This window comes from Paraburkholderia bannensis NBRC 103871, from assembly GCF_000685015.1.
Lineage (GTDB): Bacteria > Pseudomonadota > Gammaproteobacteria > Burkholderiales > Burkholderiaceae > Paraburkholderia > Paraburkholderia bannensis.
Window position 1 is genome coordinate 246,144 of the sequence record NZ_BAYA01000004.1, and the last position, 17,647, is coordinate 263,790.

Sequence of the window (17,647 nt, forward strand, 5' to 3'; positions counted from 1 at the left end):
GCGCGCGGGCAAGGTTTGCGCGCGGCAGAGTCGCTTTGCGGCGGAATCGCCCGCGACAACTGGCCGCCCAGGAGCGCATTCCGCCCTGAATCGACCCGAATCAATCGGGTTCGAAGCCGCGATCGGCTAAAATTATGGGTTTCCCCGACATACGGCACGCGAGGCGCGATGTTCCTGATCGCCCGCCCTCGCGTCGTTACACCTGGAGTTCCCGCCAAATGTCCCTCTTTCGCAAGAAGAACGTCGAACACATGCTGCAGGCAAGCGCCAAGGGCGCTGGCTTGAAGAAGGCGCTCGGCGCACTGGACCTCACCTTTCTCGGCGTCGGCGCGATCATCGGCACCGGCATTTTCGTGCTGACCGGCACGGGCGCCGTGCAGGCCGGCCCGGCGCTGATGGTCTCGTTCCTGATCGCCGCCGTGGCCTGCTGCTTCGCCGCGCTTTCGTACGCCGAATTCGCCTCGACCATTCCCGTCGCCGGTTCGATCTACACCTACTCGTATGCCACGCTCGGCGAACTGATCGCGTGGATCATCGGCTGGGACCTGATGCTCGAATACGGGCTTGCCAGCTCCGCGGTGTCGGTCGGCTGGTCGGGCTATCTGCAGTCGCTGCTGTCCGGCTTCGGCATTTCGCTGCCCGCCGCGCTGACGGCCGCGCCCGGTGCGCTGCCCGGCGTGCACACGCTCTTCAACCTGCCCGCCTTCCTCGTGATGATGGGGATTACCGCGCTGCTGTCGATCGGCGTGCGCGAGTCCACCCGCATCAACAACATCATGGTCGCGATCAAGGTCACGGTCGTGCTGCTGGTGATCGCCGTGGGCGCGTTCCACGTCACGCCCGCGAACTGGCACCCGTTCATGCCGCACGGCTGGAGCGGCGTGTTCGGCGCGGCGGCGGTGATGTTCTTCGCCTTCATCGGCTTCGATGCGGTGTCCTCCGCCGCCGAAGAAGTGAAAAGCCCCAAGCGCGACCTGCCCATCGGCATCATTGCCTCGCTGGTCGTGTGCGCGGTGCTGTACGTGTCGGTCGCCGCGGTCGTCACGGGCATCGTGCCGTGGCAGCAGTTCGCCAACATCGGCCACCCGGTTTCGTACGCGCTGCAAGTGGCGGGCGAAAAGTGGGTCGCGGGCTTCATCGACCTGGGCGCCGTGCTGGGCATGCTCACCGTGATTCTCGTGATGAGCTACGGCCAGACCCGCATCATCTTCGCGATGTCGCGTGACGGCCTGCTGCCCGCGAAGCTCTCGAAGGTGCACCCGCGTTACGCGACGCCGTTCTTCACGACCTGGCTCGTCGGTATTTTCTTCGGCCTGATCGGCGCGCTGGTGCCGCTGAACGTGCTCGCCGAGCTGATCAACATCGGTACGCTCGCCGCGTTCTCGATGGTGTCGATCGCCGTGCTCGTGCTGCGCAAGACGCACCCGGACCTGCCGCGCGCGTTCCGCTGCCCGGGCGTGCCCGTGGTGCCGGTTCTGGCCGTCGCGTCGTGCCTGTTCCTGATGCTCAATCTCGCGTGGCTCACGTGGGTGGCGTTTGTCGTCTGGCTGCTGATCGGCCTGTCGATCTACTTCCTTTACTCGCGCCGTCACGCGCGTCTGGCGCATCAGCCGCACGAGTAAATTTCGCGCATAGCGTCAGCAGTTTTCGCTGCACTGCAACGGCCCGCCCGGTTTTCCGCGCGGGCCGTTTTTCTTTGCACCTGCACCTAAAAAGACGGGTAAAAGCCCGCGCAGCGCCAGGCGGCGATTTGTGCTTTACTGATCGGGCTTATCGCAATATCCCTCGCAGTACGCAAAAAAGCTCCAGCATTCCAGGCATTACTGAACAGCAACGCACCAGCCGGGGCGATTGCGTGTCCCAGGTTGGTCTCTATCCCCCAATGACCGGGGAGAAGCGCAGCGCGACTTCAGGCGACGCCCTACGGGCGTGGAACCCGAGAAGGAGCTAAAGCGCCAACTCTGGCCTTCGCCCCTAACGGCATGGGACGGAACCAGGCGCGAAAGCGCCAGGTGCCGTCGACACAGGAGACAAGTCAATGACGATCAGTCTCAGCCTGACGGTCAACGGCAAGCCCGTGACCGCCCAGATCGAACCCCACACGCTGCTAGTCCAGTTCCTGCGCGAGCAGCGACGCCTGACCGGCACGCACGTCGGCTGCGACACCGCCCAGTGCGGCGCCTGCACCGTGCACGTGAACGGACGCGCGGTCAAATCGTGCAACACGCTTGCCGCGCAGTGCGATGGCATGAGCGTGACGACGATCGAAGGCCTCGGCGCCGCAAACGGCAACGGCAACGCCAACGGCGCCATGCATCCGATGCAGGCCGCGTTTCGCGAGTGTCACGGCTTGCAGTGCGGCTTCTGTACGCCCGGCATGGTGATGAGCGCCGTCGCGCTGGTCAACGAGAAACCCGGCCTCACCGAAGCCGATGTGCGCGCCAATCTCGACGGCAACCTGTGCCGCTGTACGGGCTATCACAATATCGTGAAGGCCGTGCTCGCGGGTGCCGAAGGCATGCAGACGACGGCGGCGCAGCCCGCCGCCGCCGCGGTGTAAAGGGAGACGGCCATGAACGCACCCGACTCCCAGACGCCGCACATGATCGGCGCGTCGATCAAGCGCAAGGAAGACTATCGCTTCCTCACCGGCGCAGGCCAGTACACCGACGACGTCGTCCTGCCCGCACAGACGTACGCCGTGTTCGTGCGCTCGCCGCACGCGCACGCCCGCATCAAAAGCATCGATACGAACGCAGCGCTAGCCGCGCCCGGCGTCGTGGCCGTGTTCACCGGCGCGGATCTCGCCGCCGAAAACGTGGGCGGCCTGCCGTGCGGCTGGCTGATCCACAGCATCGACGGCACGCCCATGCACGAGCCGCCGCATCCCGTGATCGCGCACGACAAGGCGCTGCACGTGGGCGACCAGGTCGCGCTCGTGATCGCCGACTCGCTCAAGGAAGCCAAAGACGCCGCCGAACTCGTCGAAGTCGACTACGAGGAACTGCCCGCATCGGTCGACACGGCGCACGCCGCCGACGCTGGCCAGCCGCTCGTGCACGACGGCGTGCCGAACAACACCTGCTACACCTGGGGCCACGGCGACAAGGCCGCCACCGACGCGGCCTTCGCGCAGGCCGCGCACGTCACCACGCTCGACATCGTCAACAACCGGCTGGTGCCGAACGCCATCGAGCCGCGCGCCGTCAACGCCAGCTACACGCAGCACGACGACAGCTACACGGTCTACGTCTCGAACCAGAACCCGCACGTCGAGCGCCTGCTGATGGCCGCCTTCGTGCTGGCATTGCCGGAAACGAAACTGCGCATCGTCGCGCCCGACGTGGGCGGCGGCTTCGGCTCGAAGATCTTTCTTTACGCCGAAGATGTCGCGCTCACGTGGGCGTCGAAGAAAATTCGCCGCCCGGTCAAGTGGACGGCGGAACGTTCGGAATCCTTTGTTTCCGATGCACATGGCCGCGACCACGTAACGAAGGCCGAACTCGCGCTCGACCAGGACGGCAAGTTCCTCGCGATGCGCGTGCATACGACGGCCAACATGGGCGCGTACCTGTCGACCTTTGCGTCGAGTGTGCCGACGATCCTCTACGCGACGCTGCTCGCGGGCCAGTACACCACGCCCGCGATCTACGCCGAAGTGAAGGCCGTCTTCACGAACACCGTGCCGGTCGACGCGTATCGCGGCGCGGGCCGCCCTGAAGCGACCTACGTGGTCGAGCGCCTGGTGGAGACCGCCGCGCGCGAGCTGAACATCGACCCTGTCGAGCTGCGCCGCCGCAACTTCATCACGGCCTTCCCGTACGCGACGCCCGTGGGCCTCACCTACGACATCGGCGATTACGAGGCGTGTCTCGCGCGCTCGCTGGAACTCGCGGACGTGAAAGGCTTCCCCGCACGCCGCGATGAGTCGAAGTCGCGCGGCATGCTGCGCGGCCTTGGCTACTCGTGCTACATCGAAGCCTGCGGGCTCGCGCCGTCGAATATCGCGGGGGCGCTGGGCGCGCGCGCGGGTCTGTTCGAGGCGGGCGAGATCCGCGTGAATCCGACCGGCTCCGTGACCGTGTTCACCGGTTCGCACAGCCACGGCCAGGGCCACGAAACGACCTTCGCACAAGTGGTTTCCGAGCGCCTGGGCGTGCCGATCGAGCAAATCGAGATCGTCCACGGCGACACCGCGCGCATTCCGTTCGGCATGGGCACGTATGGCTCGCGCTCGATTGCCGTGGGGGGATCGGCGATCATGAAGGCGCTGGACAAGATCGAAGCGAAGGCGAAGAAGATCGCCGCGCACATGCTCGAAGCGGGCGTCGAGGATATCGAGTTCGCGAACGGCGTGTTCCGCGTCGCGGGCACCGACCGCACCAAAAGCTTCGCGGAGATTTCGCTCGCGGCCTATGTGCCGCACAACTATCCGCTGGAGACGCTCGAACCGGGTCTCGACGAAAGCGCGTTCTACGACCCGACCAACTTCACCTATCCGTCGGGCGCGTATATCTGCGAAGTCGAAATCGATCCCGACACGGGCGTCACGCGCATCGAACGCTTCACCGCCGTCGACGACTTCGGCAACGTCATCAATCCGATGATCGTCGAAGGCCAGGTGCATGGCGGCCTCGGCCAGGGCATCGGTCAGGCGCTGCTGGAGCGCTGCGTCTACGACAACGAGAGCGGCCAGTTGCTGTCCGGCTCGTACATGGACTACGCGATGCCGCACGCGTCCGATGTGCCTCCCTTCACGGTCGAAACCGCGAAGGGCACGCCTTGCACGCACAATCCGCTCGGCGTGAAGGGCTGCGGCGAGGCTGGTGCGATCGGCTCGCCGCCTGCCGTCATCAACGCGATCCTGGATGCGCTCGGGCCACTCGGCGTGAAGGACATCCAGATGCCCGCCACCCCGCATCGCGTGTGGCAGGCGATCCAGGCAGCGCAAGCTTCGACCCAACCTTGAGCGGAGGCGCACCATGTATTCATTCGACTACCAGCGCGCGAGCGACGCGCAAGGCGCGGTGAAGACGCTCGCCGCCGATACCGAAGCGAAATATCTCGCGGGCGGCCAGAGCCTGCTCGCGGCGATGAAGCTGCGGCTCGCGCAACCGTCCACGCTCGTGGACGTCACGCGCATTCCCGAGCTGAAGACGATCCAGGTGGACGGCAAGGTCGTGAAGATCGGCGCGGCGGTCTGTCATGCCGATGTGGCGGCGAACGCGCAGATCGTCGCCACGTTGCCGGGGCTCGCGCAGCTTGCGGCGCATATCGGCGACCGCCAGGTGCGCGCGCTGGGCACGATTGGCGGCTCGCTCGCCAACGACGATCCGGCCGCCGACTACCCCGCCGCCGTGCTGGGCCTGAACGCCACGGTCGTGACCGACCGTCGCCGCATCGCCGCCGACAACTTCTTCCTGGGCATGTACGAGACCGCGCTCGAACCCGACGAGCTGATCGTGGCCGTCGAGTTTCCCGTGCCCCAGCGCTCGGCCTATGAGAAGTTCCGCAATCCGGCTTCGCATTTCGCGTTGGCGGGCGTGTTCGTCGCGCAAGTCGGCGATGGTTCGGTGCGCGTGGCGGTGACGGGCGCGGCGTCTTCGGTGTTTCGCGCAACGGCGCTGGAAGACGCGCTCAAGGCAAGCTTCACGCCCGCCGCCGCGCGTGCGGTCAGCATCGCGCCCGACGATCTCAACACCGATCTGCATGCCAGCGCCGACTATCGCGCGCACCTGATTCCGGTGTTGGCGGCGCGGGCGGTCGCGAAGGCGCTCGGCTAGCAACGCTCGCCAACGCCGCCCGCGTCCGCGTTACGTCACGCGCGGCGCGGGCGGCGGCGTTTGCTCGCACTCACGCACCGGCACGCACCCGCACGCATTTGCACCGACAGGCCCGCCATGCTCCCCGCCACGATCGACGACACGCTCGCGCAGCTCGAAGCGCACCGCTATTTCGCGAGCCGCGAACTGGCCACCGCCCTTTTTCTCGCGCTCAAGATGGAGCGCCCGCTTTTTCTCGAAGGCGAGCCGGGCGTCGGCAAGACCGAACTCGCCAAAGCCGCCGCCGCGCTGAGCGGCACGACGTTGCTGCGTCTTCAGTGCTACGAAGGACTCGACACGGCCAGCGCACTTTACGAATGGGACTACCCGCGCCAGATCATGGCGTTGCGTCTGGCCGAATCCGCAGGCGAAAAGCCGTGCAGCGACACGCTCTATCGCGACGAATTCCTGCTCAAGCGTCCGCTGTTGCAGGCGCTGGAACCCGACCCGCAACAGCCCGACGCACGCCGTGTGCTGCTGATCGACGAAATCGACCGCGCCGACGAACCGTTCGAAGCCTTCCTGCTCGAACTCCTTTCGGACTTCCAGGTATCGATTCCCGAATACGGCACGGTGCGCGCAAAGGTGCCCCCGCTCGTGATCGTCACGTCCAACCGTACGCGCGAAGTGCATGACGCGCTCAAGCGGCGCTGCCTGTATCAGTGGCTCGGCTATCCGGAACGCGAGCGCGAGCTCGCGATCGTCGCCGCGCGCGCGCCGCAAACCAGCCACGCCTTGCAGCGCCGCGCCGTGGCTTTCGTGCATCAGTTGCGCACGATGGATCTGTTCAAGTCGCCGGGCATCGCGGAAACCATCGACTGGTGCCGCGCGCTTGAAGCGCTTGCGGTGACGGAACTCGATCCGCAATCGGTGCAGGACACGCTGGGCGTGCTGCTCAAGTACCAGGACGATCTCGCGCAGCTCGACGCGCAGCGGATCGCCAGCACGCTCGCGCTCGCGGAGTGACGCCGATGGCGATACCTGCAATCGACACAGCCGATGAAAGCGCCCCGCCCATGCTCGCGCTCAACGTCGTGCACTTCGTGCGCGTGCTGCGCGGCGCGGGCCTGCCGATGGCGAGCGCGCGCGCCGTCGATGCGCTCGAAGCGTTGAGCCACATCGACCTCGCGCGCCGCGACGATGTGCGCGCCGCGCTGGCCGCCGTGCTCACCGCCGCGCCCGACGAACGCGAGCTGTTCGACGCGGCCTTCGCGCTCTTTTGGCGCGATCCCGACTGGGAAAACAAGCTGCGCGCGCTGCTGCTGCCGAAGGTGCAAGGCGGCCTGCCGCCGCCGCGCCGCAACAACCGCCTCGCCGACGCGCTCGCGGCGCGTCCCGCTGCTCGCGCGGGCGCGAAGCAGCCCGCCAGCCACGAAGAACACGAGCTGCGCGCGCACGCCACCTTCAGCGCCGAAGAACGCCTGCGCCAGCGAGATTTCGACACACTTTCCGCCGACGAATGGCGCACGCTGCGCCACCTGATCCGCGCGCGCCGCCTGCCGCTTGCCACCGCGCGCACGCGCCGCCTCAAAGCCGCTTCGCACGGCAATCACGCCGATCTGCGCGCGAGCGCGCGCCAGGCCGTGCGCGCAGGCGGCGACTGGACGGTCTGGAAATACCGCGCCCACGTCGAGCGCAAGCTGCCGCTCGTGCTGCTGCTCGACATCTCGGGGTCGATGAGCAGTTACTCGCGCGCGGTGCTGTACTTCTGCCACGCGCTGCTGCAATCGCGCGAACGCCTGCAGGTATTCCTGTTCGGCACGCGCCTCACGCACGCCACGCGCGCGCTGCGCGAACGCGATCCGGACGTGGCGCTCGCGCAGCTCGCCGCGCTTGTGGCCGACTGGTCGGGTGGCACGCGCATCGGCGAAACGCTTGGCCAGTTCAACCGGCGCTGGGCGCGCCGCGTACTGGGCGGGCGCGCCACGGTGCTGCTCGTCACCGACGGCCTCGACCACGATCCGGGCGGCGCGCTCGCCGCCGAGATGGCGCGGCTGCATCGCTTCGCGCATCGCGTGGTGTGGCTCAATCCGCTGCTGCGCTTTGGCGGCTTCACGCCGAAGGCGCGCGGCGTGCAGGCAATGCTGCCGCACGTCGACGCGCACTACCCCGTCCACAACCTGGAAAGCCTCGAAGCGTTCGGGCGCGCCCTGCGCGAGGCGCCGCCGGGCCGCGCGCCGTTGCATGGCGCGCAACAGGACATTGCACAGGCTGTTAAGCGTGCGACAACGCAAGGAGCGATACGATGGAGCTGACCGAAAGCCACACGCTGCCGGTGCCGCAGGCGCGCGCCTGGGAGGCGCTCAACGATACGGCGATACTTAAGGTGTGTATTCCAGGATGCGAGAGCATCGAAGCGGACGGCGAAAACACTTATGCTGTCGCGCTGACCGCCGCCGTGGGCCCCGTGAAGGCGCGTTTCAAGGGTCGCATGCAGCTCGCCGATATCGACGCGCCGCGAAGCTACACGATCCAGTTCGAGGGCCAGGGCGGCGCGGCGGGCTTCGGCAAGGGCGACGCGCGCGTGACGCTCGAACCCGCGGGCGAGAACACCACCACGCTCAGTTACACGGCCAGCGCCCAGGTGGGCGGCAAGCTCGCGCAGATCGGCTCGCGCCTCGTGGACGGGGCGGCGCGCAAGATCGCCGCTGAATTCTTCAAGCGCTTTGGCGAGCAGTTGGGTGAACAGCCAGGCGCGGGCGAAACCGAAGCATCGCAAGAAGCGCAAGAAGCAAGCGATACCCCCGATACACAAACCGCCGAAAGCGCCGATGCCGACGGCGGCGAAGAACCGCAAAAAAGGAAACGATCATGGACAGCGTGGATCTCGAAGTCCTGAAATCCAGCGTACGCTGGCTCGACGAAGGCCACCGCGCCCTGCTGGTGACGGTGGTGAAGACGTGGGGCTCGTCGCCGCGTCCCGAAGGGGCGATGCTCGTCGTGCGCGACGATGGTCTCGTCGTCGGCTCGGTGTCGGGCGGCTGTATCGAGGACGACCTGATCGACCGCGTGCGCCGCGAGGGCATTCACATCGTCAAGCCCGAAGCCGTGAAATACGGCATCACGGCGGAAGAAGCGCATCGCTTCGGCCTGCCCTGCGGCGGCACGATCCAGCTCGTGCTGGAACCGCTCACCGAAGCCTCGGGCATCCGCACGCTGCTGGAGACGGTCGAGCGCGGCCAACTGGTCGCGCGCACGCTCGATGTCGCGTCGGGCCACGCGACGCTTGGCCCCGCCAGCGCCACCGATGGCGTCGATTTCGACGGCGAGCGCCTGCTCACGATCCACGGCCCGCGCTATCGCATGCTGGTGATCGGCGCGGGGCAGCTCTCGCGCTATCTCTGCCAGATCGCCGTGGGGCTCGACTATCAGGTGACGGTGTGCGACCCGCGCGAGGAATACACCGACACGTGGAGCGTGCCCGGCACGACGCTCGTGCGCACCATGCCCGACGACACCGTGCTCGACATGAAGCTCGACGAGCGCTGCGCCGTTATCGCGCTCACGCACGACCCCAAGCTCGACGATCTCGCGCTGATGGAGGCGCTCAAGACGCGCGCGTTCTACGTGGGCGCGCTCGGGTCGCGGCGCAACAACCAGGCGCGACGCGAACGGCTCAAGGAGTTCGACCTGAGCGACGCCGAACTCGCGCGCCTGCATGGGCCCGTGGGCATTTATATCGGCAGCCGCACGCCGCCGGAAATCGCCGTGTCGATTCTCGCGGAAGTCACGGCGGCGAAGAACGGCGTCTCGCTGCCCACCATCCTCAAGGTCGAAGGCGCGAAGGCCGCGCGCGAGCAGGCCGCAAGCGTCGGGTCGAGCTGCGACGTCTGACGCATCAGCGCCTTAAAGTTCGCGCGTGCTGCGCGGCCTCACCAGGCGGCCCACGCGCGTACGCGCAATGCGCCAGGCGCGCGTCCAGCCCGAAGGACGCGGATCGGCCAGCATACTCAACGCACGCGCGTAATCGAGCGTGAGGCCCGGCGTCCACGCCATCGTCTGGCCGCGCTTGCGCAACTGCGCCGCGATCCACAGCTCCGGCGTCGCCAGCATGCGCGCGAACGCGAGCCAGCCGCCGCCCCACACGCGTGGCGTCGAGCCTTCGAGCGCCGCTTCCAGCGCGTGCGAGACCGTGCTCGAACAGTTGCGGTGCGTGAGGTTGTAGGTCGTATCGGCGCGGTAGTGCTGCCAGAAGCGCGCAAGCCGCTGCGGATCGTAGTTGCGGATACGCACCTTGCGCGTCGACGGGCACCACGCCGTCGATTCGGTCGCGTAGTCGGGCTGGAACAGGCCCGGCACATCGTTCTCCCTTGTCGCGCGCAACAGCCGGGAAAAGTCCTCCGGCGAGCGGTCGATTTCCACCGCGGGATAGAGGCTGATGTACACCGACTCGGGCGACTCCAGCGCCGCGTGGCCCGTCGAGATCACGCCGTTGCGATCGACGGCCGCGATATAGCGGTCGATGAGCGGCTGCCGCCGCGCCTCGCTTCTGGAAGTGCCCACCGGCGTCCAGACGTGCACGGTGAGCGCCGCTTCGTGTTCCTCGGGCGGCCCGTCGAACACGGTCTGCGCGAGCTTCGGGCCGATGCTGCCCGTCACGCCTGCGGCGCTGGCCGCGAGCGCCGCCGCGCCGGTTTGCGCCGCCGCCGGATTCACGCCCAGCCGCCGTGCGCGCAGCGCGAGCAGCAGCAGGTTCCAGCCCGCGAAGATGAGCACGAGGCCTAGGCAGTACGGCACGGTGCCTTTGTAGTGCGTCGGATACGGCTGATAAAGGAACACGGCGATGGCGATTTCGAGCACGCCGCCCGCGACCGCGAACTTCCAGGTGCGATAGCGCACGACCCACGCCGAGGCGATCTGCAACAGGCCATCGGCGAGAAAGAGCGTCGCGAACACCATCGAGAGAATGAACGACGCATGCCGGTAGCCCGACAGCACGAGCGCAGCCGAGCAGCAAAACGCCAGCCCCTTCACGTAGCGCAGCGTGCGCTGCCCGCCCATGCCAGTCCAGGCGACCGCGAGCGTCGCGAGGCCTTCGACCAGCAGCAGCCACGCGAACGGCGCGATGTGGAAATACAGCACGCCGTCGAGCGCGTCGATGAACAGCGCCGCGCCGATCGACGCGCTCAGCGCGCCCGCGAGCAGCACGCCACGCCAGCGCGCGCGCAGGTAATCGACGCCCAGCAGGATCATCATGAGCCGCACCATCGCCACGCTCCGTCGTTTGCCGTGTCAACTCAGTGCGATGCTACGCCCCACGCAGGCGAGGCCGCGCCGAAGCTGTACAGAAGCGCGCGCCCATGAAAAACGGGCCGCAGCTTCAAGCTTGCGGCCCGTCTGATTAGCGGCTCATTCGAGCGCTAGTGCTGCTTCATCAGCCAAACTCAACCAAACAGCTTCATCGCCTGCGCGAGCGTGTTGGTCACGCCCCACACGAGCGGCACCACCACGTAAAGCCAGAAAACGGCCATCAGCAGTTTGTTCGACTGCTTCGGCGCCGCGACGGCGTTGCTTGCATTCGTCATGATCGTGCGCTCCTTATTTGCCGGCGGCCGCGAGTTGCGCGTCGCTCATGTGATGCTTCTCGTGCACGCGGCGCACCAGAAGATTGCAGATGAAACCGACGATCAGCAGCGAAGCCATGATGTGGACGGTCATCGTGTAGGCATCGGCCTTGGCCACGCCGTGCGCCACCTGATAGGCGCGCACGTAGTTCACCAGCACCGGGCCCGCGACGCCCGCGGCCGCCCAGGCGGTCAGCAGACGGCCGTGAATGCCGCCGACGAAAGCCGTGCCGAACATGTCCGCGAGATACGCGGGCACGGTCGAGAAGCCGCCGCCGTACATCGACAGGATCAGGCAATAAGCCAGCACGAACAGCACGATGTTGCCGCTCTGCGCGAACTGCGGAACCGCGTAGTACAGCACTGCGCCGAACACGAAGAAGATGAAGTACGTGTTCTTGCGGCCAACCCAGTCGGACGCCGAAGCCCACACGAAACGCCCACCCATGTTGAACAGCGACAGCAGGCCGACGAAGCCGGCTGCGGCGCCCGCGGTCACGGTGTCCTTGAAGCTTTCCTGGATCATCACCGAAGCCTGGCCGAGAATGCCGATGCCTGCCGTGACGTTGAGGAACAGCACCAGCCAGATCAGGTAGAACTGCGGCGTCTTGAGCGCCTGGTCGATGTGCACGTGCGAGCGCGAGACCAGCTTGCCGGTCGTGGCGGGCTGCGTCCAGCCTTCCGGCTTCCAGTCCTTGGCGGGCACGCGAATCGCGATCGAGCCAATCGTCATCGAGATGAAGTACGCCACGCCCAGCACCACGAAGGTCTGCGCAACGCCCACGCTCGTGTCGCTGGAGAAGTGCTTCATCAGCATCACCGACAGCGGAGCCGCGATCATCGCGCCGCCACCGAAGCCCATGATCGCGAGGCCCGTCGCCATGCCGCGGCGATCCGGGAACCAGCGGATCAGCGTCGAAACCGGCGAAACGTAGCCGAGGCCCAGCCCGATGCCGCCGATCACGCCATAGCCGAGATACAGCAGCGCGATCTGATGCAGATAGACGCCGAGCGCGGACACGAGGAAGCCGCCGCCGAAGCAGCAGGCCGCCGTGAACATCGTGCGGCGCGGGCCGACGCGTTCGAGCCACTTGCCGCCGAACGCAGCGGACAGGCCCAGAAACACGATCGCCAGCGAGAAAATCCAGCCGAGCGACGTGAGCGTCCAGTCGTCAGGCGACGACTGCGTAATGCCGATCACTTTCGTGAGCGGCGAGTTGAACACCGAGAAGGCGTAGGCCTGGCCGATGCACAGATGCACCGCCAGCGCGGCGGGCGGCACCATCCAGCGTGAAAAGCCGGGCGGTGCAATGGTGGCCTCCTTGGAAAAGAAGGGCGCGGCTGCGGTGCCGCGCGTCGAATCCGCAACGCTGCTCATTGGTCGGTCTCCCTGGGAAGCGTATGTTCGTCATCACTGTGCAGGCGCGCGGTTTGTTATGGAGACCGGCCAGAAAGGCATTTTCGGGCGGTTTCGAACGGATGGGCGCGCGCTGCTGCACGTAGCACTTACATGCCGGAAATTCGGCACGCCCGAACGTTAGTGCGACAACCGGGCACTTGGCAATATGAGATAGCGATGCATATGGGATCGGCGCGACGGAATTGTCGTTCTGATTGCGCGCTCAACGGCCTCGCTCTCCTGATGCATCGGGGCATGCAGGAGAGCGAAGGAAAGATCTAGCTGGAAGGGAAAAAGCGGAAGAGAGGCGCGTTAAAGCAGGCCGATTGCGAACGCCGCCGCGACCGATCCGACCACGAGCACGACGCCCACGGTCTTCTTGCGGTTGAGTTCAGTCCAGAGCAGCACGCCGGTGAGCGACAACAGAATCAGGCTGCCCGCGATGGTGTCCATCAGCAACACCCAGCCGATGCCCATGCCCACGCCGCGATGGAGATTGTTGAGCGTGGCGAAGAACGCGCTCTGCGTGCGGCGCACGGAAACCGTGTTGTTGCCCACCCAATATTCGATGGCGATGCTCTCGTGCGGGCCCATCAGCGCGAATTGCCATGACTCGGGCTGCACGACGCTGCGATCGCCCCACGCGACCGGATGCGACTTCTCGCGGCGGATCTTGCCCGGCTTGCCGTCGAATTCGAGCGTCTGCTGAAGCCAGCTTGCGAGCGCCTCGGGCGTTTTGGGGTGATCGGCGGGCAGCGCGACCTGCATCTCCTTGACCTGTGCGGTGCCCGAGGAAATTTTCATCGGCCCGGCGCGATGGTTGAGCAGGAAACCCGTGACGCCGAACAGCAGGCCCAGCACCGCGCCCCACAAACCCACCCAGCCGTGCACCTTGCGCAGCCATTTGATGAAGTTGGCGCGGCGCGAGCGCTTGCGGCGCGCCGCAAGATCGGCGGCGTCGAGCGGCTGGCCAATGCGGTGCGCAATATCGGCGGGAGCGGCGGGAGCGCCAACGCCTGGGGATTCGATCAGAGGCTCGTCAAGACGGGCGTTCAAGGCACGACTCCAGATACGGCGGGCGCGACGCGGAACAGGACAGACCAGGCGCCCAGCTTACAATTGAGAATGGTTATTATTACATAACAGAAAGGCGACTGACAGATTTCGAGGGACGAACTGCACCACGGGGAGATTCCGTATTCCTGTGCGGGGAGTCCGCTTGACAAGCGAATCAGGTGACTTTTAAGTAGGAGGGTTGCGCCAAGCCCCATTCACGCCGTCCCCCCAACAACCGCCGCGCCGCCAACGGAACGCCGCCATGCGCCACGTCCTCGTTCTTTGCACTGCCCTCATTGGCATTTCCGGCACGGCTTTCAGCTTCGGCGCGCACGCGAGCGGCGAGGCGATGTCCTCGTCTGCCTCATCGGCCGCATCCTCGTCTGCCGCCCTGGCGGCCGCCAGCCAGGCGCCTTATACGAACGAAGCGGAAACCCAGACTTTCACCGTCAACGCCGACGGCTCCTACACCAAGCTCGACACGCTCACGCTGCGCGTGAACACCGAAGCCGGCATCGCGCGCGCGGGCCAGTACTACGTGTGGTTCAACCGCGAGATGGCGCACGTCGACATCCTCGAAGCGTGGACTGAGGACGCCCAGGGCGGCCGCCACGATGTGCGTCCCGAGCAGATCCGCGACGTGCAGGAAGTCCGCTCGTTCGACGCGCCGATGTTCCAGGACGTGCAGGACAAGGTGATCGTCTTCCCCGCCGTCGAACCCGGCGCGCGCGTGCACCTCACCTGGCGCAAGACCCAGCGCGTGCCGCTCGTGCCCGGCTGGTTCAGCGACTTCACGCCGCCCGACATGGCGCCCACGCACAACTTCCGCGTGATCTACGACCTGCCCGAAAACGTGCCGCTTCATGCCGATGCACGCGGCTTTACCGCGCTCAGACCGGTCTCGGCGAATGGCCGCACGCGCTACGAATATCGCTACGACAAGGCGAATTTCGATCGCATCGAATATGGTTCGGTTTCCTATGTAAGCTACGGCGACCGGCTGATGGTCTCCACTTTCCCCGACTACGCCGCGTTCGCAAAGGTCTATCGCGAAGCCTCCGCCGATCCCAGCGTGCACGATCCCGCCGTGGTGCAGCTTGCGCAGTCGCTCACCGCGCGCGACGCCACGCCGCGCGCGAAGGCGCAGACGCTCTACGACTGGGTGCGCCGCAATATCCGCTATGTGGCAATCAACGTCGGACGGGGCGAGATCGTGCCGCACCATGTCACCGACGTGCTCGCGAACCGCTACGGCGACTGCAAGGATCATGTCGCGCTCTATGGCGCGCTGCTCGACGCCGTGGGTGTGCGCAACGTGCCCGCGCTCGTGAACAGCGGCACCATCTACACGCTGCCCGCCGTGCCCGGCTTCGGCGTGATCAATCACGTCATCACCTGGCTGCCCGACTTGCAGATGTTCGCGGATTCCACGGCCAATAACGTCGAATTCGGCTTTCTGCCTTCGACCGACATGAACCGCGAAACCGTGCTCGCCGGCGACGGCACGCTGCTGCGCACGCCCTCGACCGCCGGCACGACGCGCGACAGCGATCTCGACATCACGGTGGCGCCCGATGGTTCGGCGCGCTTTATCTATCGGCTCGAATCCGCGGGTTGGGCCGCCGAGCAGACGCGCAGCGCGCTACGCCTGCAAACGCCCGCCCAGCGCGAGGAATCGATGCAATGGGAGTTGCGCAACGCAAACCTGCGCGGCTATGCGACGCTCGCGTCGAGTCCGCTCGACGCCACGGCGGGGCCGCTCGTGGTGACGCTCACGGGCACGCTGGACGGCTTCGTCGATCCGCAGATGACCACGCCCGTGCCGACGCTCACGAGCCTCGTGGGCGGCCTCGACGCGAGCCTGCGCTACTGGCTGGGCGAGCCGCGCCGCACCCAGCCTTTCGTGTGTCGCAACATGGCCGTGACCGAGCGCGCGCGCATCGCGTTGCCGCCGGGGCTGCGCGTGCTCGACATGCCTTCGCCGCAGCATGCGGACAATGCGTTCATCGATTTTCAGTCGAGCTATGCGATGGATGCGCAGGCGAACGTACTGCGCGTGACGCGCACGGGCCGCACGCATTTCGCCAGCGACGTGTGTAGCGCTGCCGATTTCGCGCAGATGCGGCCCGCGTTCGAGACGATGGCGCGCGACCTGCGTGCGCAACTGATCGTGAAACCCGAGGCGAGGACGGCCTCGGGGGCAAGCGCGCAAGGCAATATCGCGCGCGATTGATGAGTGATTGATGAGCGCCTGGGTGCATATGGGCGCACCCAGGATTCAAACCGGCCAGAGCGGCCCTTCCTGCATCGCGCCGATCTGCTCGCGCAGTTCGAGAATGCGCTCTTCCCAGTAGCGTTGCGTGTTGAACCACGGGAACGCGGCGGGGAACGCCGGATCGTGCCAGCGTCGCGCGAGCCACGCCGAGTAGTGAATCAGCCGCAGCGTGCGCAGCGCTTCGACGAGATACAGCTCGCGCTGGTCGAACTCGCAGAAGTCCTCGTACCCGGCCAGCAGGTCAGCGAGCGCACGCGACGCGTCGGCGCGATCGCCGGGCAGCAGCAGCCACAGATCCTGGATCGCGGGCCCCATGCGGCTATCGTCGAAGTCGACGAAATGCGGGCCTGCCTCCGTCCACAGCACGTTGCTCGGATGGCAGTCGCCATGCAGGCGCAACTGGCGCACGTCGCCTGCGCGTATGAAGGCGGCTTCCACGCCTTCCAGCGCCAGATCGACGGCGGTTCGCCACGCGTCGCGCACGTTGTCGGGCACGAAGCCCTGTTCGAGCAGGTACGTGCGCGGCTCGTAGCCATAGCTTTGAATATCGATCGCCGGGCGCGCGCGATACGGCTGCGACGCGCCGACCGCATGAATGCGGCCAATAAAGCGGCCGATCCATTCGAGCGTTTCGCGATTGTCGAGATCGGGCGCGCGGCCGCCGCGCCGCTCGAACAAGGAGAAGCGAAAGCCCTCGTGCTCGTGCAGCGAGCGGCCATCGAGCACTAGCGCGGGCACAGCGGGAATTTCGCGCGCGGCCAGATCGGCGACGAAAGCGTGTTCTTCGAGAATCGCTTCGTCGCTCCAGCGCTCGGGCCGATAGAACTTGGCGACGAGCGGCGCTTCGTCCTCCACGCCGACCTGATAGACGCGGTTTTCGTAGCTGTTGAGCGCGAGCATGCGTCCGTCGGTGCGACGGCCCGTGGGCATCAGCACGCCGTCGACGGCATCTAGCACGCACTCGGGCGTCAGGCGCGCGTAGGGTGCATTCGATGCGGACAAATCGCTCGATTCGTCAGACGTACCGGAAGTAGAGGAGGTGAGATCGTTCATCCCCGCATTGTGCATCTTGCGGGCGGCCGCGGCGAGTTGCGCGCGCGGCGCTATGTGCGGCGGCGTGCGGATCGCACACGCCGCGCCGATGCGCTGCGGGGAGGAAGCGGCGCACGGGATGCGCGCCGGGGTCAGAGCGGCCTGAGCGACCGCCTGATGGACGTCACTGCTTCAGTGGACTTTCGCGCCGGCGGGCATGACCTGCTCGCCCGTATCGATCAGGTCTTCCAGAAAAAAGGGCTCGGTATTGAGCTGTCGCGACGCGCCAGGCTCGCCGATGTACCAGGTAACCATGGCCATGTCGCCGAGAATACGCATCACGATGCCACGCGCGCCATGAGGCACGGCGATATGAACAGTGCGAACAATAGAACCGATTTGCATGATGTTTCCCCGTTCCCAATGCCGGCTTCTTCGCAAGAAAGACCGGTCAGTGTGCTGACAAAAACCCGCGCGCACACGAGGTTGCGCGCACATT

At 66.4% G+C, this 17,647-nt stretch carries 15 protein-coding genes; 9 read left to right on the forward strand and 6 right to left on the reverse strand.

Annotation, left to right across the window (positions count from 1 at the left end):
• Positions 1-218: 218 nt before the first annotated feature.
• From BBA01S_RS07175 to BBA01S_RS07210, 8 genes are all read left to right on the forward strand, one after another.
• Complete coding sequence (locus tag BBA01S_RS07175) at positions 219-1,622, forward strand: amino acid permease (protein WP_027815829.1); 1,404 nt, start codon at positions 219-221, stop codon at positions 1,620-1,622.
• Positions 1,623-2,038: 416 nt separating this feature from the next.
• Positions 2,039-2,560: a (2Fe-2S)-binding protein gene (locus BBA01S_RS07180; protein WP_027815830.1), complete on the forward strand. Its 522-nt coding sequence runs from the start codon at positions 2,039-2,041 to the stop codon at positions 2,558-2,560.
• Positions 2,561-2,572: 12 nt separating this feature from the next.
• Positions 2,573-4,969: a xanthine dehydrogenase family protein molybdopterin-binding subunit gene (locus BBA01S_RS07185; RefSeq protein WP_027815831.1), complete on the forward strand. Its 2,397-nt coding sequence runs from the start codon at positions 2,573-2,575 to the stop codon at positions 4,967-4,969.
• A gap of 13 nt (positions 4,970-4,982) precedes the next feature.
• Positions 4,983-5,783 (forward strand): FAD binding domain-containing protein, encoded by an 801-nt coding sequence (locus tag BBA01S_RS07190; RefSeq protein WP_027815832.1) that lies wholly within the window; start codon positions 4,983-4,985, stop codon positions 5,781-5,783.
• A gap of 117 nt (positions 5,784-5,900) precedes the next feature.
• Positions 5,901-6,788 (forward strand): AAA family ATPase, encoded by an 888-nt coding sequence (locus BBA01S_RS07195; RefSeq protein WP_027815833.1) that lies wholly within the window; start codon positions 5,901-5,903, stop codon positions 6,786-6,788.
• Between the two features lie 5 nt (positions 6,789-6,793).
• Positions 6,794-8,077, forward strand: coding sequence for a vWA domain-containing protein (locus BBA01S_RS40415; RefSeq protein WP_084162001.1), 1,284 nt, complete (start codon positions 6,794-6,796; stop codon positions 8,075-8,077).
• Entirely contained in the window at positions 8,068-8,661 is a 594-nt protein-coding gene (locus BBA01S_RS07205; protein ID WP_027815834.1) for a CoxG family protein, read from the forward strand. The genes BBA01S_RS40415 and BBA01S_RS07205 overlap by 10 nt, the downstream gene beginning before the upstream one ends.
• Positions 8,634-9,656 carry an XdhC family protein gene (locus BBA01S_RS07210; RefSeq protein WP_027815835.1) on the forward strand — a complete coding sequence of 341 codons (1,023 nt, stop codon included), beginning with the start codon at positions 8,634-8,636 and terminating at the stop codon, positions 9,654-9,656. Before BBA01S_RS07205 ends, BBA01S_RS07210 begins: the two co-directional genes overlap by 28 nt.
• Positions 9,657-9,668: 12 nt before the next feature.
• Here the strand turns inward: BBA01S_RS07210 and BBA01S_RS40420 are convergent, their stop codons facing one another.
• From BBA01S_RS40420 to BBA01S_RS40425, 4 genes are all read right to left on the reverse strand, one after another.
• Positions 9,669-11,030: an HdeD family acid-resistance protein gene (locus BBA01S_RS40420; protein WP_042296297.1), complete on the reverse strand. Its 1,362-nt coding sequence runs from the start codon at positions 11,028-11,030 to the stop codon at positions 9,669-9,671.
• A gap of 176 nt (positions 11,031-11,206) precedes the next feature.
• Positions 11,207-11,347: an MFS transporter small subunit gene (locus tag BBA01S_RS07220; protein ID WP_027815836.1), complete on the reverse strand. Its 141-nt coding sequence runs from the start codon at positions 11,345-11,347 to the stop codon at positions 11,207-11,209.
• Positions 11,348-11,360: 13 nt separating this feature from the next.
• Positions 11,361-12,764, reverse strand: a complete 1,404-nt coding sequence (locus BBA01S_RS07225) for an L-lactate MFS transporter (RefSeq protein ID WP_027815837.1) — start codon at positions 12,762-12,764, stop codon at positions 11,361-11,363.
• 333 nt (positions 12,765-13,097) lie between these two features.
• Positions 13,098-13,772 (reverse strand): PepSY-associated TM helix domain-containing protein, encoded by a 675-nt coding sequence (locus BBA01S_RS40425; RefSeq protein ID WP_245641445.1) that lies wholly within the window; start codon positions 13,770-13,772, stop codon positions 13,098-13,100.
• Between the two features lie 331 nt (positions 13,773-14,103).
• Between BBA01S_RS40425 and BBA01S_RS40430 the strand changes: the two genes are divergently transcribed.
• The gene (locus BBA01S_RS40430; RefSeq protein WP_042296300.1) at positions 14,104-16,074 is read left to right on the forward strand and encodes a DUF3857 domain-containing transglutaminase family protein; all 1,971 of its coding nucleotides are present in this window, start codon (positions 14,104-14,106) and stop codon (positions 16,072-16,074) included.
• Positions 16,075-16,119: 45 nt separating this feature from the next.
• Here BBA01S_RS40430 and BBA01S_RS07240 read toward each other — a convergent pair whose 3' ends face one another.
• Positions 16,120-17,184 (reverse strand): serine/threonine protein kinase, encoded by a 1,065-nt coding sequence (locus tag BBA01S_RS07240; RefSeq protein WP_407668294.1) that lies wholly within the window; start codon positions 17,182-17,184, stop codon positions 16,120-16,122.
• 156 nt (positions 17,185-17,340) lie between these two features.
• The gene (locus BBA01S_RS07245) at positions 17,341-17,553 is read right to left on the reverse strand and encodes a hypothetical protein (RefSeq protein ID WP_027815839.1); all 213 of its coding nucleotides are present in this window, start codon (positions 17,551-17,553) and stop codon (positions 17,341-17,343) included.
• Between the last annotated feature and the right edge of the window lie 94 nt (positions 17,554-17,647).

What these genes read in the sequence shown, in the direction of transcription:
- BBA01S_RS07175 (WP_027815829.1), top strand. Translation starts at nt 219, where the DNA reads ATGTCCCTCTTTCGCAAGAAGAACGTCGAACACATGCTGCAGGCAAGC.
- BBA01S_RS07180 (WP_027815830.1), top strand. Translation starts at nt 2,039, where the DNA reads ATGACGATCAGTCTCAGCCTGACGGTCAACGGCAAGCCCGTGACCGCC.
- BBA01S_RS07185 (WP_027815831.1), top strand. Translation starts at nt 2,573, where the DNA reads ATGAACGCACCCGACTCCCAGACGCCGCACATGATCGGCGCGTCGATC.
- BBA01S_RS07190 (WP_027815832.1), top strand. Translation starts at nt 4,983, where the DNA reads ATGTATTCATTCGACTACCAGCGCGCGAGCGACGCGCAAGGCGCGGTG.
- BBA01S_RS07195 (WP_027815833.1), top strand. Translation starts at nt 5,901, where the DNA reads ATGCTCCCCGCCACGATCGACGACACGCTCGCGCAGCTCGAAGCGCAC.
- BBA01S_RS40415 (WP_084162001.1), top strand. Translation starts at nt 6,794, where the DNA reads ATGGCGATACCTGCAATCGACACAGCCGATGAAAGCGCCCCGCCCATG.
- BBA01S_RS07205 (WP_027815834.1), top strand. Translation starts at nt 8,068, where the DNA reads ATGGAGCTGACCGAAAGCCACACGCTGCCGGTGCCGCAGGCGCGCGCC.
- BBA01S_RS07210 (WP_027815835.1), top strand. Translation starts at nt 8,634, where the DNA reads ATGGACAGCGTGGATCTCGAAGTCCTGAAATCCAGCGTACGCTGGCTC.
- BBA01S_RS40420 (WP_042296297.1), bottom strand. Translation starts at nt 11,030, where the DNA reads ATGGTGCGGCTCATGATGATCCTGCTGGGCGTCGATTACCTGCGCGCG.
- BBA01S_RS07220 (WP_027815836.1), bottom strand. Translation starts at nt 11,347, where the DNA reads ATGACGAATGCAAGCAACGCCGTCGCGGCGCCGAAGCAGTCGAACAAA.
- BBA01S_RS07225 (WP_027815837.1), bottom strand. Translation starts at nt 12,764, where the DNA reads ATGAGCAGCGTTGCGGATTCGACGCGCGGCACCGCAGCCGCGCCCTTC.
- BBA01S_RS40430 (WP_042296300.1), top strand. Translation starts at nt 14,104, where the DNA reads ATGCGCCACGTCCTCGTTCTTTGCACTGCCCTCATTGGCATTTCCGGC.
- BBA01S_RS07240 (WP_407668294.1), bottom strand. Translation starts at nt 17,184, where the DNA reads ATGCACAATGCGGGGATGAACGATCTCACCTCCTCTACTTCCGGTACG.
- BBA01S_RS07245 (WP_027815839.1), bottom strand. Translation starts at nt 17,553, where the DNA reads ATGCAAATCGGTTCTATTGTTCGCACTGTTCATATCGCCGTGCCTCAT.